Raw genomic sequence first — 12775 nt, 5'->3', positions numbered from 1 at the left:
AATTTAATTTATTTAGTTAAGTAAAGCTTTCTGCAGGCGCTAACCAGGTTAATCTTTTTTATAGATCACTTTATTTTCAAATTCACCCAGCACCACGCGGCCATAGATGACTTTTGTCCACCCGTTTTCAAACCCATGGTTATTCGCTATCAGGTAGCCTTTGCCGGCGTCTTTCTTTATCACTTTATGTGCATCAATATAACGGCCTTTTACTTTGCAGAATACAATATCGCCGATGCTGTATTCTGCTGCCTTTACAAACGTAAGCAGGGTACCGCTTTTCAGAATGGGTAACATAGAAGTGCCAAAGGCTTTCATTTTTCCTGTGCCGGTGGTTTCCAGCCCGGACTTTAGTCTTTCATACTTGTTCATGTTTTCATTATTTTTTTTGAATAAATCAGATGATCATATAGTAAAATGATCGTAGTGAAGGCTCATGGGGTATCTTAAGCCAAAATGCGGGAATATTTAACTGAAAGGGCAAATTCAATTGTAAGCATGATGGTAATACACTATTGGGCTACACAAGAAAGGCGGGTATAACAAACGGTATGCTGTGAAATAACAAAACCTGCGGGCAGCGCAGGTATCAAACTATTTGGGGATACTGCCGGGGCATTTTCTATAAAGAACAACTACGGCAAAAATAATGAAATTTTATATACGGCAAATTAAAATAGTGTTATCATCGCCTTCGGCGATGAGCGGATGTTGTCTGACTCAGGATTATAATCCTGAGTCAGACAACATCCGCGTTATTTAGCCGGCGTGATCACTATATTCCTGAACTCTATAGGACCGTGATCGCCCTGGAAATAAATCGGGCCCGGCTCACCTTCATTGCTATCCAGCGCGCCGCCGGTGATACCGGGAATGGCTGCGTTACAAATAATGGTTTTACCGTTGGCAACCACAGTTACCAGGCGGCCTACCAACGTAATATCATAGGTTTGCCACTGGCCGGGGCCAAGTGTTACCATATCGTTAGGCACCAGGAAACCGTATATGCCTCCGAACAGGTGACTGGAAGGTGCTTCTGTTTTGGGATTATCAATGATCTGTGTTTCATAACGGCCCCTCAGGTATACGCCGCTGTTGCTGCCTGCCTGGTAACGGAATTCCACATGCAGCTTAAAGTCGGAGAAGGTCTTTTCCGAGATCAGGTTAGCACCGGAATGCGGGCTGGTAAGGATACCGTCTTTAACAACCCATTGGTTTTCTCCCAATGCTTTCCAGCCGCTCAGGTCTTTCCCGTTGAACAGTTTTACCGGTTTTCCCCACACCGGCGGAGCCGTTCTTTTGAGATCCGGGGCTCTAACCCCTGTAAAAGAATAGGAATGCCCGTCGCTGGTATGGATAGTACCGCTGATGCCAGCGTCTGTTACCGTACCTTCCAGCTTCAGATCGCGGTCTTCCCTTTCCCATTGTGGCGGTATGGAGAAGCTGAACTTACCGTTGTCGAAGTTTACTTTGGAGATAGGCCTGGCACTTCCGCCGGTGCTCACAAAGCGGCCTACCAGGGTACTAAACCCGGAAAGCTCCACTTCCAGCCAGGAGGGCTTATCCACGCCGTTCTCACTGACCTTGATATCCCAGGCGCCTATCAGCGAGCCGCCTTTAACGCTTTCGTTCTTGATAGCCGATACCTGTGCCATAACACCGGAAGGAGTTACCAACCCCAGTCCCATGCAGCATACCAGCCCCGCGATAATACTTTTTCTATTCATGTTCATGTCCATGTTTGTTGAAGAAAGCTATAAAGATAAATATTTGGCCTGTAACTTTTACTCCTCTGTTTGCGTTAAACGGTCAAACCTCTCCCCATGCATATTTCTACCTATATCAAATTCCCGGTTATGATCGCCGTTATGATAGCTCTCGGCGGATGTGCAAAGGACAAATGCACTAAAATAGTCCAGCGAAAAGTATACACCCCCGTACTGATGGCGGTGAAAGACTACTGGGCCTCCATTAAGTCGGAGGCGCCCAGGGAGATCGGAACAACAGGCAAGATCTATGTAAAAGACCAGTATATCTTTGTAAATGAGCCATACAAAGGCATCCACGTGATCGACAACAGTACGCCGGCATCTCCCAAAAAAGTTTCTTTCTTAAATGTAATGGGCAACATAGATATCGCTATTAAAGGCAACTATCTGTATGCAGACAGCTTCACCGATCTTACCGTATTCGACATCAGCGATCCGCGTAATGTCACGTTTGTAAAGCGGCTGCCGGGAGCAACCGGCTACCCCGTAAGCGCAGATGGACTGCTGATAGGGTGGCAAATGGCCAGCGACAGTATGGTGATCGGGTTTACCAGCCGGGATACCTCTTACTGCGACTGCTCCGACGATGAATATGTGTTGTATTTTGCCAGCTCCGAAGCAGCCTCTTCTTACAACAATAAAACCCAGCAAACCGGCAAAGGCGGTTCAATGGCCCGTTTTACCATCACGGGGAATTACCTCTATGCCGTTAACTTTTCCCAGCTGAAAGCATTTGATCTCAGCAATGCAGCCGATCCTGTATTTAAAAGCTCACAAACCATCAACGGCGGTATTGAAACTATTTTCCCTTATGGCGACTACCTTTTCATCGGTAGCCAGAGCGCCATGTACATCTATGACATCCTGAATCCAGCCACTCCCTCCAAACGTTCCATGGTGACGCATTTCAGGGCCTGCGACCCGGTGGTAGTGGAAGGGAACAAAGCATATGTAACCATCAGGAGCGGCTCTGCCTGCGCAGGCTCGCTCAATCAACTGCAGGTATTTGATGTTACCAACGTAGACAACCCCATAAAACTAAGCACCACGGAAATGAAAAATCCCCATGGATTGGGAATCGATAACGGGAAGCTCTTTATCTGTGAAGGGAATTTCGGGCTGCGTTTCATGAACGCATCAGATGTAATGAATATCACCACCACCAAACTGGTAGATGGATTGGATACTTACGATGTAATACCTTTTGAAAACCAGCACCGCCTGCTGGTAAGCGCCAGGGATGGCATTTATCAATACGATTATAGCACAATGACTGATCCCCGGTTGTTGAGCAAAATTGCAGTAAAGGGACATTCATATTAAACAGAAGGCATGCTGGAATCAGCATGCCTTCAACTATTCTGACAACCGCTACACAGCAGTTGTATACAACTCATCTCAGTTTATTAATTTCATTAAACTGCTGTAGCGTATTATGAAACACTGTATCTTTCTCACTTACCTTTCCTGACATTGTAAGCTGTTCCTTATTTAACTCCAGCAACCTGTTCAGCGCTATACTTGCTTTTTCCTTGTCTTTATCATACGCGGCTTCCCGTTGCACTATTTCCTTCCGTTCCATGGTTTTCAGATCCCTGAGCGCCGTATAATAATCAACCGCAGCTTTCTTCAGTTCATCTCCCTGCTTCACTCCTTCTGCTGGCAATGCTTCTATTGTTTTAACAATATTATTGAACCCCTTCTCTATTTTATCAACAGCAGCCTGCGCTCCTTTAAAATCTTTGTTGATCAAACAATTCAGCTTTTCTTCTTCCGCTCCGCCTTTACCTACTAAAATATTGAATGCTACCCGCTCCTGCTTAACAATATCAGCCCTGAGCTCAATAGCCTTTTCAGGCTTACAGGAAGTAAAACCAGTTAATAAGAAAATGATGATAAAGATTTTCTGCTTCATTGGCGGTTCCCTTTAACAATGACATAAACAGGTTAAACAAAACAGTAAGATAGTTTTTTTTCTCCACTTAGCTGATGCTGCTGAAAACAGCTATTGAATATGCATTACCGTTTCCCGGGCTAAGGGGTAGCAGCCAATTCTGCGATGCCACATGAGCCGTACATGGCCCATAGGTAATAATCCTGATCTTCCGTTGCAGCGATTCTTTCTCCAGCGCATTCAGCACCTGCTGCAGTATCTGCCCTTTGAAAGGAGTAAACATAAAGAATACCGTTCCCTCTGAATAGCAGGCCGTTCTTGCGTCTGCGTTGATGAATACAGTATTGGCCAGGTGAAGTTGTGCAGCACAGTTGTTTGCATAGCCGCAAAAAGCAGGTTCAAATTCTATTCCCCTGGTGGGAACACCGCTAAGCAGATGTACAAGCATGGCTACCTGCCCAAGCCCGGCGCCTATATCATAGAAAATATCCTCTTTTGTGAACCCGGCTTTCTCCACCAGCTCAAAAACAATCCTGGCCGGTGTTTTCTGGTAGTACACCATGTCCGGCTCCAGTTCTTTTGTTTGCTCAGGCATTGTTTGAAAAGAGAATAACCCATTGATAAAAACATCTACATGGTCATACTCCATTGCCGCTTCCTGACTGCCGGCTGCATTAAAACCGGTATATTCCCGGATAAGCTCCCTGAACCTTTCCCCCCTCGCTTCTCCCGCCCTGATACGGGCCTGCAGCCGCCGGAACATTTTAGCATCGATGCTTTCCAGTTGCTGCTTTATACTTTCTGCGCGGTGCTTTAACAACAACAGATCCTGTTGATCTTCCTGTAGCAGGAGCTCATCAAGACGATCAATCACCAGGAAGTCCATCCTGTCTACCGCTTCCATGCGCCTTTCAAATTCTTCTTCCCGGGAAAGCAGGGAATCAGCGACTGTTTCTTCAATAAACGATTGCATCTGGGAGATGGTCATGTGGCAGAAATCCGGTTAATGAAATGAAACTATTTCCCAATCACTTTTTTCCGGTGCGCCTGCCCCCAATGATACAGTGCGTCCAGCACTTTATCGAGCGAAGTACCGTGTTTGGTGATTGAATACTCTACTGTAGGCGGGAAGGTATTATGTACTTCCCTTTTGATAAGCTTATTTGTTTCCAGCAATTTCAGTTCTTTAGACAATGTTTTGTCTGTAATACCGCCTACTTCTTTTGATATCTGCTTAAAGCGTTTACTGCCGGTCGACAGTGAAAGCATGATTAACAGCTTCCATCTGCCTTCCAGGGCTTCCAGCGCATCTTTTATAGCAAGTACACTTTTGGGGCATCCTTCGCGTGTCAGCATTTTCCTGGTTTTTGGATTTCACGATACTATCCTGTTGGATAGCGCTATCCGAGAAGATAGTACTATCATTTGGATAGCAAATGTAGATACTTTTACTACAGAATTATTAACAGCTCAAAAAAATTACAATGACGATCAAAGCAAAACGCACTCTCTCTACGGTATTAATGGCGATCTCTATCCTGGTACTTATTATGGGAGGGGTAATGAAACTGATTGATGCTGAACCTGCATCAGTGGTTCAATTCCTAACCAGGTACGGGTTTGGTAATTATATGAAGCTGCTGGGCGCCGGTGAACTGATCATCGCCGCATTGCTGCTTTTTCCCAAAACAAATAAGATAGGCTTCCTGTTGGCAAGTTGTTACCTGGGCGGAGCCTTTTGCCTGGAAATATCCGGCAGCCAACCTCTTGCTTCCGCCGTATTCCTGGCCATTCTCTGGGTAGGTATGTTTTTGAGATCCAGGGAGATGTTTTTGAATGTACCGGAAGCTTCCTGACTTCAACGTTATGCTTTCAGTACAAATTATGATATAAGCCGGGCATCTTTCACCACACCCATATCCAGTATGTACCGGTCGCTTTATTCTCCTTTTCATTACATTTCATAGCAGCAACTACCCATTGTGTGTACGACTTCACACAAAAAAGGGCCGCCGCGCTGCAATAATGCAGAGGATTATCTATATAGAAGAGCCCGTTCTCATCTGGTATGCTAATTGCATTTTCAGTTATTGAATCTTTATTGAGTAACCTAAAATGTGAATTATGAAATCGATTCTTGGCGTTATTGGTGTATTGCTGTTATCTGTAGTTTTATTCACCTCCTGTAGTAAAGACACTGACCCCGCAGACGTAGACGTTTTTGCCGGTACCTTCAGAGGAAAGATCGGGTATGTTGACGACGAAAAGAATATCAGCCAGGACAATGGCAGCGTTTTCGTTACAAAGGTGGGTACCCGGTACGACTTCAGATTTTCAGATGGTATCCCGGACCTTACCGGTGTGGAGTTTCAAAAGAAAGATGATAATACGATGGTGAGTATCGGATCTTCCGGTACCGGGCTTATCACCATCAATAAAGACAAACTTGTGATAGGTTTTGCCAGGAATGGCAGAAACTGGACAGCCGACTGTGGAAGATAAAGCTATTAAACAAAGAAGTTGATGTGTGATAAACAGATTTATCACACATCAACTTTTATATAAGCAGCTACCGGGAAACATTATCCCTGGTTACGCGGGAAATAATACCTGCGTATAATAATAATTACAGGCAAGGCCAATGCCACCCAGGAAAACGCATCCCATGCGCCATCGCCTACCAATGCTGCAATTAACCCCGCCAGCGACAACAAGGCTATCAGCAGCGGTTTTCCCCATAACTTCATAAATGGATTATTCTTCATCTTCGTATACTGCTTTTTCTGTGAGCCGGCTCCACTGCTGACTGGCGGCTCTTCTTCGCGCAAACCAGAGGTAAAGGCCTGTAATTAATACTATGATAGTGCCCAGATCGAACAGCGCCCAGATGATCTTTAAAGGCATCCCCCCATAATCGCCGAAATGCAGCGGTTCAGATAAGAACAAGGTGTTCACATACCAGGGCATCGTGCGGGCATCCGTTAACGTACCCGTTTTGGCGTCTATCAGCGCAGGCATCAGCAGCCTCGATGTAAGCGCGGTATTGCCCCGCATAAATACGGCATAGTGATGTTTGCTGGAAAACATGGTACCAGGGTAAGTTACTATACCGGGCTCCATATGAGGCGCCGCTTTCCTTGCGGTAGCCATGGCGCTGTCTAATGAGCTCAAGGTTCCTGTAAGTGGCTGCTGGTTTGCATATGGCGCCACCATTTCTTTCAGCTGCCCCTGTTGCCATAAGGCCACTATTACGTCTGACAATGTATTGATGACACCCGTTAAACCTACCACACTGGCCCATGTAAGCGTTACAATCCCGATCAGGTTATGCGTATCCAGCCATTTAAGGCGATTTGATTTGTACTTCCGCACCATACCGAAATCGTACTTTTTCATGATACGCCCATAAAGCACCACACCGGAAACTATGGCAATAACGAACAGGATTCCCATCAACCCAAGGAATAATTTGCCGCCAATGCCAAGAAACATATTCATGTGGATCTTCAGGATAATATCCATGATGCCGTCGGTGGTTGGTTTGCCCAGCACAGCACCGGTATATGCGTTGAGCGTAGCATACCTGCTTCCTTCAGGTGGCGCATCCGGTTTGGCTGCGAGATCAAATATGACCTTACTCTTATCATCGTTGTCCCAGAAAATATAGCGTATCTTCTCCGCCGGGTACTGTTTACCGGCAAGTATGGCCAGCGAATCGAGGCTCATTTTACGGGCCCCTTCCGGCACTTCCGCCACCACCTGTTTTTCCAGCAGCCTATCCAGCTCTTCGTGAAAGATCAGCGGAAGACCGGTGATACACAGCATCAGCATAAAAATGGTGCAGATAAGGCTGGTCCATTTATGCCATAAAAACCAACGTTTGGCGGTCCTGATATTCATTAACTGACGATTTGTATTTTAGTTATCCGGTCTTATGAAGCCGGACACAATTCAAACCCCAAAGTTGCCTTCTTCAGCAGGTTCCCGGTTTACGAGATCCGGAATTTGATTTTACAAATCGGGAAATTTTCTATGGCGATGATCCCTCGCTCTTTCAGCATACCGCACATCTGTTTTGAAAGCTCTTATCATGATCATTCCATAATTAAAGTGTTCTATTTCTTCTTTCCTATAACAGTAAAGGGATTGAAGGATATCCCCACATTGAGGTAATATGCAGGATCGGGCCGGGTCTTAAAAACAGGGGAGCCAAATGAATCCTCCTTCCTGAACAACCTCCCGGATGCAGTTAACCTCATCCCCGTTTTGACAGTAAATACAAATTGCCTGGCTATCACATGTTCATAAGTTAAACCTGAATTGACTTCCAGTTGCCGGTACTCGTATCTTTGATCTGTACCATCAATATTGTATAAATAAAAAGAGGTTCTGTCGATTTCACTGCCCAGGATCATACGATTGATCGTTGACGACCGGTGCAGGGTTTTACGGCATGTTATCATATCGATCAGTTTGCTGGTAATAATCGCGTTTTCCAACCAGTTGTCAGATTATCCTGAACCGGTGAGATATTACAGGATGCTGAGCATATACTTCTTCCTTATTTTATTAGGCTATGTAAACATGTATTTCCTGGCGCCTGTTCATCCGGGTAAGCAAATCCTTATGTAGTGAATATAAACTACATCGATTCATTTGATCACCGCTCCATCTATCTCGGCCCGCTGAAATCCCTTTAGGCGGGGTATACAAAAAAGATTTCTTTTCCATATACTCAGGAAGCGCTATCAATCCTTAAGAATAGATATTTCCTTTTGCCTGTTTGTTGCTAACTGAATAATCTTTAGATTCATGGGCATAAAAGACATTTCCATTTATGAAAATGAATTTAAGCATCCTGACTGTACTGCTGATCCTGCCTATGTTGCTGACCGCCGGGAAGCAAACATGTAACTGCGCCGAAAACATTAATGAAATAATTAAAAAAACAGAAGAGAATTACGCCGGTTTCCCAACAAAGGTCAATGCGCAAACCAGGCCGGCCTATAATCAGCTTGTTAAAACAATTAAAGCCAAAGCCGCTTTGGAAAATGATGCCAGGAATTGCTTTTATCTTGCAAAAGAATATATCCGCTTTTTCAAAGACAAACACTTTTCCTTCACCTATCAAAACACCGGTGATCCCGATAATGAGATCATTCCACCCGGCATCGCAAGGGATTATAAAAAAGCAAAACCGGATAACATAGAAGGCCGGTGGATAAACCCCGACACGTCCATTTCAATCAATATCATAAAAGTTCCGGGAAATGAATATAAGGCCGTCATACTTGAAGCCAGCGACAAAAACCTGCAGAAGGGACTTGTTTATTTTTCCTTAAAACCACACAAAAAAGGATTCCTGCTTAAACAGCATAATGTATATACCAGCACCGAAATGTATGCCAGGCAAAGGGGAGGGCTGTTACAACTATGGAACTTCGCTCTTTTTGGAAAAGTATATCCAACGGGCATGACTGCAGAAGAAAAAACGGAGCTAAGCAAGTGGCGCGATAATAATAACGGGTTGGATTTTAAAATGCTGGACGATGAAAGCAGTTATATTAAAATCCCGACTTTCTTTAATAACGACAATAAGATCAGTAAGCTGATAGCCGCTCACGATAAGGAAATAAGGAACAGCAAATACCTGGTCATCGATCTGCGGGGAAATGGCGGAGGCAACGCTGGCTGGAGTTATCTGCTGCCTTATGTTCTGACTAACCCTATAAAGCAGGATGCGCCGTTGCTCAGGATCTCCCCCGATAATGTAAAAATAAAAAAAGCTGACCTGGAGTATGTTGTTAAAAATCCAATACCCGAAGAAGCAAAAAAATATTATCCCGATGAATACATAGCATCGCTCAGGAACACCTATGAAAAGCTATCTAAACTGGATGGGGGCTTCTATGCGGTCCCCGGCATTACCATTCCTGTGGACGAGGTATTGGCGCAGCCTTCAAAGGTAGCCCTTATCACAGACGACCTTTGCGGAAGCGCCACAGAATACTTCTTTAAACTCATGGAACAAAGTAAAAAAACCATAAGGTATGGGGTTAACAGTGTTGGGATGATGGATTATGAGGGTCCAACGGTAGTTACTCCCCTACCCTTCAAACAATTTATTCTAATGATACCTGTTTCAAAATCAAGCTGGGCTGATACCGCCCCTATCGATGAAAATGGGTTTAATCCTGATGTAAGGTTGAGTGTTCCCGGAAACGAATGGACTGACTATGTTTTGAAAGATTTAAAACGCCGGGAGCTGCCGTTTGCCGGGAAATAATAAAAAAACGTTCAGAATGGATAAACAGTATCCATTCTGAACGTTTTACAGGAAGCTACAATCACTTCGCCAATACTTTCTGCAGCGTTTCCTCCAAAGCCGTTCCCCGCAGGTACTTGCCAATGATCTTCCCGTTAGGATCGATCAGGAAGTTCATGGGAATAGCATTTACTTCGTACAATTTTGCCGCTTCGTTTTCCCAGGCCTTCAGGTCTGATACCTGTGTCCAGGGCAATCCATCTTTTTCAATAGCAGCCAGCCATTTATCCCTGTCTCCATCTTTATCCAGCGATACGCCCAGTACAGTAAAGCCTTTATCCTTATAAGCCTGGTATGCTTTCACTACATTCGGGTTCTCTCTTCTGCAGGGGCCGCACCAGGAGGCCCAGAAATCAAGCAGTACGTATTTGCCCCTGAAATCAGAGAGCTTAACCGGTTTACCGTTTACGTCCAGCTGCGTAAAATCAGGTGCCACTGCCCCTTCCTGGGTCTTCTTCACTTTGGCGATCCTTTCCTGCAGTTCTATTCCAAGGTCTGATTTTCTTATGTCCGGATCCAGTTCATTGAAATCCTTTTCCGCAGTAATGGCATCAAACTCAGGCGGCAGCGTGGAATTGAAGGCCATCAGCGCCATATATTTACCGGGATTGGCTTTCACATATTTCATCTTCACCACAATGATCTCCTTTTGTATATCATTGGCCCTGCGTTCCAGGCTGGCGATATAGGCGGAATCTTTCTGTTTTTCGGGGGATTGGGCTTTAAACTCATTATCCAGTAACCCGTATTTATCATAGTAAGGCCTCAGTAATGCCGTTATCTTCACATTATCGTCGTTTGCCGGGCTGCCGGTGATCACCGCATTTTTAATGGAATCTTTGGCGGCAATGGTAATGGTCCTGTCTTCGATGAGGAACGGCAGGATATCTTCTACAGGGCGGGTTGTAGGATCTGGTGGCAGGTTGCTGTGCTTTACCACAATATGTGCTTCCTTTGGCGCCCCTAGGGTACCACGGAAAACGAATTTCCCGTTCTTCATAATAGTGGAATCCAGCTTCCGCTCCCCCTTCACCTTATAGGTCAGAAAAACTTTAACCGGTTCCTTTATACTGCTTACGCTGCCTTTAAGGGTATACGCTTGTTGCGCACTGGTTACAACGGGCGCGCCTAACGCCGCCAGTATCATTATTTTATTGAAGTTCATGTTCGTTTTTTTGATGAATACTATTTCTTCTCTTTCTTTACTGCTGGTGATTTCAGCTGCCGGTCAAAGTGCCCGGGCTCTTCCAGTAACCGCAATGCTTCCTGTATACTGGCATTATCCGTATTGAGCACGCGGAGATAATAGTCATTGCCTGCAAATAACTGGCTGGCCAGCTGTCCTTTAATTTCCAGGGAGAGTAAGCTGATAATCCTGTCTTTCCCGGCCATTTGCAAAGGCAGTCCTGCTTTTTCTGCGGCGCCCACTACCTGTTGCACCAAATACTCCGGCACCTGGTATTGTTTGTTAAACACTTTAAAATCCTGGTAGCTGGACAATAAGGAAGCGCGGTTGCTGTCGAGGTAATCAAAGGTGATCTTCCCCGCCAGGTTCTGATCTGCAACATCCTGGAGCCAGCCGTTATATTCAACGGTGTCTAATGGAATAAACAGGTCCGGCATAATTCCGCCGCCGCCAAACACGGTACGTTTATTTACCAGCGTAGTATACTTCAGTGAATCGGGGAAATGAAATACATTGGCATTCGTAAGCTCCCCGCTGGCAAAACGCGTTTGTACGTTATCGTTATAGCTGGCGCCATGATAGGGCTTTTGAATAGACCTGCCTGAAGGGGTGTAATAGCGGGCGCCGGTAAGCTCCAATACGGAGCCATCAAACACAGGTACCGGGCGTTGCATCAGCCCTTTGCCAAAGCTCCTTCTGCCTGCAATCACCGCCCGGTCCCAATCCTGCAGCGCGCCGGTAAGGATCTCACTGGCGGAGGCGGTAGACTGGTCTATCAATACCACCAGGTTACCCTCCATAAAATTGCCAAAGCCGCCGGTATAGTAATAATCTTTACCCTTATCTCTCCCAACACTATAAAATACCAGTTTATCTTTTGGTAAAAATTCATCTGCCACACCAATAGCCGCCTGTACATATCCGCCTCCATTGCCCTGCAAATCAAGGATCAGGCTTTTCATTCCCTGTTCTTTCAGCTGTATAAGCGCTTTGTCCATTTCTGCGCGGGTAGTTTCACTGAAGATGCGTAACGAGATATACCCTACCTTATCTGTAAGCATATACGCCGATTTCACGGACCTGTCGGCCACTACATTACGTATAATTTCAGTGGTAAACTTTGTCCCATTGGATTTACGGAGCACTTCCAGCGTAACAGGAGTGCCTTTTTCACCCCGGATCTTTTTCATCACTGCGAAGTTGGCAGCACCGGCAACGGGTGTTTTATCAATAGCCAGTATCCTGTCGCCCGCCTGCAGCCCAGCTTTTTCTGCCGGGCCGCCGCTTACTACCTGGGTAATGTAAAGACTGTCGTGTTGCATCATAAACTGGATACCTATGCCGGCAAAATTGCCTTTCATTGCTTCCTGCATCTGTGCCGCCTCTTCACCGGAAAAGTACCGGGAATGAGGATCCAGCTCCCGCATCATACCTGCAATAGCAGCATTTACCAGTGTTTCATCTGTCAGAGAATCAACATAATTTCCCTGTATAGCTTTCAGTGTTTGCCAAAGCTTTTCTTTAGGGTTCACCTGTGCTTTCGCATGCAATGAAAGTCCCGCTATCCCCAATGCTATAAGCGCATATTTTTTCAGCACCAT

The 12775-nt window shown here is 45.4% G+C and carries 14 protein-coding genes; 4 read left to right on the top strand and 10 right to left on the bottom strand.

The features are described 5' to 3' along the window. Nucleotides 1-48: 48 nt before the first annotated feature. Nucleotides 49-372, bottom strand: a complete 324-nt coding sequence (locus FN124_RS27545; RefSeq protein WP_142687994.1) for a S24 family peptidase — start codon at nucleotides 370-372, stop codon at nucleotides 49-51. Nucleotides 373-755: 383 nt separating this feature from the next. Beyond that, nucleotides 756-1727, bottom strand: a complete 972-nt coding sequence (locus tag FN124_RS27540) for a 3-keto-disaccharide hydrolase (RefSeq protein ID WP_142687993.1) — start codon at nucleotides 1725-1727, stop codon at nucleotides 756-758. Between the two features lie 96 nt (nucleotides 1728-1823). Between FN124_RS27540 and FN124_RS27535 the strand changes: the two genes are divergently transcribed. After that, nucleotides 1824-3092, top strand: a complete 1269-nt coding sequence (locus FN124_RS27535; RefSeq protein ID WP_142687992.1) for an LVIVD repeat-containing protein — start codon at nucleotides 1824-1826, stop codon at nucleotides 3090-3092. A 70-nt stretch (nucleotides 3093-3162) separates the two neighbouring features. Here FN124_RS27535 and FN124_RS27530 read toward each other — a convergent pair whose 3' ends face one another. The 3 genes from FN124_RS27530 to FN124_RS27520 form a co-directional block, all read right to left on the bottom strand. Next, on the bottom strand, nucleotides 3163-3684 hold the full coding sequence (locus tag FN124_RS27530) for a hypothetical protein (protein WP_142687991.1): 522 nt from the start codon (nucleotides 3682-3684) through the stop codon (nucleotides 3163-3165). Between the two features lie 67 nt (nucleotides 3685-3751). Beyond that, nucleotides 3752-4651, bottom strand: a complete 900-nt coding sequence (locus FN124_RS27525) for a hypothetical protein (protein WP_142687990.1) — start codon at nucleotides 4649-4651, stop codon at nucleotides 3752-3754. A 29-nt stretch (nucleotides 4652-4680) separates the two neighbouring features. Further along, nucleotides 4681-5019: a winged helix-turn-helix transcriptional regulator gene (locus tag FN124_RS27520; RefSeq protein ID WP_142687989.1), complete on the bottom strand. Its 339-nt coding sequence runs from the start codon at nucleotides 5017-5019 to the stop codon at nucleotides 4681-4683. 128 nt (nucleotides 5020-5147) lie between these two features. Between FN124_RS27520 and FN124_RS27515 the strand changes: the two genes are divergently transcribed. After that, on the top strand, nucleotides 5148-5519 hold the full coding sequence (locus FN124_RS27515; RefSeq protein ID WP_142687988.1) for a DoxX family protein: 372 nt from the start codon (nucleotides 5148-5150) through the stop codon (nucleotides 5517-5519). Nucleotides 5520-5787: 268 nt separating this feature from the next. After that, on the top strand, nucleotides 5788-6165 hold the full coding sequence (locus tag FN124_RS27510) for a hypothetical protein (protein ID WP_142687987.1): 378 nt from the start codon (nucleotides 5788-5790) through the stop codon (nucleotides 6163-6165). An 80-nt stretch (nucleotides 6166-6245) separates the two neighbouring features. Here FN124_RS27510 and FN124_RS27505 read toward each other — a convergent pair whose 3' ends face one another. From FN124_RS27505 to FN124_RS27495, 3 genes are all read right to left on the bottom strand, one after another. After that, nucleotides 6246-6428: a hypothetical protein gene (locus FN124_RS27505; protein WP_142687986.1), complete on the bottom strand. Its 183-nt coding sequence runs from the start codon at nucleotides 6426-6428 to the stop codon at nucleotides 6246-6248. Beyond that, complete coding sequence (locus FN124_RS27500) at nucleotides 6418-7563, bottom strand: PepSY-associated TM helix domain-containing protein (protein ID WP_142687985.1); 1146 nt, start codon at nucleotides 7561-7563, stop codon at nucleotides 6418-6420. Before FN124_RS27500 ends, FN124_RS27505 begins: the two co-directional genes overlap by 11 nt. Before the next feature lie 215 nt (nucleotides 7564-7778). Continuing rightward, nucleotides 7779-8126 carry a hypothetical protein gene (locus FN124_RS27495; protein ID WP_185937413.1) on the bottom strand — a complete coding sequence of 116 codons (348 nt, stop codon included), beginning with the start codon at nucleotides 8124-8126 and terminating at the stop codon, nucleotides 7779-7781. Nucleotides 8127-8500: 374 nt separating this feature from the next. On the opposite strand from FN124_RS27495, the gene FN124_RS27490 reads away from it, so the two are divergent. Next, the gene (locus FN124_RS27490; RefSeq protein ID WP_142687983.1) at nucleotides 8501-9949 is read left to right on the top strand and encodes a S41 family peptidase; all 1449 of its coding nucleotides are present in this window, start codon (nucleotides 8501-8503) and stop codon (nucleotides 9947-9949) included. Between the two features lie 61 nt (nucleotides 9950-10010). Here the strand turns inward: FN124_RS27490 and FN124_RS27485 are convergent, their stop codons facing one another. Both FN124_RS27485 and FN124_RS27480 read right to left on the bottom strand, forming a co-directional pair. Continuing rightward, nucleotides 10011-11153 carry a TlpA disulfide reductase family protein gene (locus FN124_RS27485; protein WP_142687982.1) on the bottom strand — a complete coding sequence of 381 codons (1143 nt, stop codon included), beginning with the start codon at nucleotides 11151-11153 and terminating at the stop codon, nucleotides 10011-10013. A gap of 20 nt (nucleotides 11154-11173) precedes the next feature. After that, nucleotides 11174-12775 (bottom strand): S41 family peptidase, encoded by a 1602-nt coding sequence (locus FN124_RS27480; protein WP_142687981.1) that lies wholly within the window; start codon nucleotides 12773-12775, stop codon nucleotides 11174-11176.

The organism is Chitinophaga polysaccharea (assembly GCF_902150045.1).
In the GTDB taxonomy this organism is placed as follows: Bacteria; Bacteroidota; Bacteroidia; order Chitinophagales; family Chitinophagaceae; genus Chitinophaga; species Chitinophaga polysaccharea_A.
This window is presented reverse-complemented; position numbering and strand designations above follow the sequence as displayed.

Coding starts and splice junctions, on each gene's coding strand:
- FN124_RS27530 (WP_142687991.1), bottom strand. CDS start 3,684: ATGAAGCAGAAAATCTTTATCATCATTTTCTTATTAACTGGTTTTACT.
- FN124_RS27525 (WP_142687990.1), bottom strand. CDS start 4,651: ATGACCATCTCCCAGATGCAATCGTTTATTGAAGAAACAGTCGCTGAT.
- FN124_RS27520 (WP_142687989.1), bottom strand. CDS start 5,019: ATGCTGACACGCGAAGGATGCCCCAAAAGTGTACTTGCTATAAAAGAT.
- FN124_RS27505 (WP_142687986.1), bottom strand. CDS start 6,428: ATGAAGAATAATCCATTTATGAAGTTATGGGGAAAACCGCTGCTGATA.
- FN124_RS27515 (WP_142687988.1), top strand. CDS start 5,148: ATGACGATCAAAGCAAAACGCACTCTCTCTACGGTATTAATGGCGATC.
- FN124_RS27485 (WP_142687982.1), bottom strand. CDS start 11,153: ATGAACTTCAATAAAATAATGATACTGGCGGCGTTAGGCGCGCCCGTT.
- FN124_RS27540 (WP_142687993.1), bottom strand. CDS start 1,727: ATGAATAGAAAAAGTATTATCGCGGGGCTGGTATGCTGCATGGGACTG.
- FN124_RS27545 (WP_142687994.1), bottom strand. CDS start 372: ATGAACAAGTATGAAAGACTAAAGTCCGGGCTGGAAACCACCGGCACA.
- FN124_RS27480 (WP_142687981.1), bottom strand. CDS start 12,775: ATGGTGCTGAAAAAATATGCGCTTATAGCATTGGGGATAGCGGGACTT.
- FN124_RS27490 (WP_142687983.1), top strand. CDS start 8,501: ATGAAAATGAATTTAAGCATCCTGACTGTACTGCTGATCCTGCCTATG.
- FN124_RS27535 (WP_142687992.1), top strand. CDS start 1,824: ATGCATATTTCTACCTATATCAAATTCCCGGTTATGATCGCCGTTATG.
- FN124_RS27500 (WP_142687985.1), bottom strand. CDS start 7,563: ATGAATATCAGGACCGCCAAACGTTGGTTTTTATGGCATAAATGGACC.
- FN124_RS27495 (WP_185937413.1), bottom strand. CDS start 8,126: ATGATAACATGCCGTAAAACCCTGCACCGGTCGTCAACGATCAATCGT.
- FN124_RS27510 (WP_142687987.1), top strand. CDS start 5,788: ATGAAATCGATTCTTGGCGTTATTGGTGTATTGCTGTTATCTGTAGTT.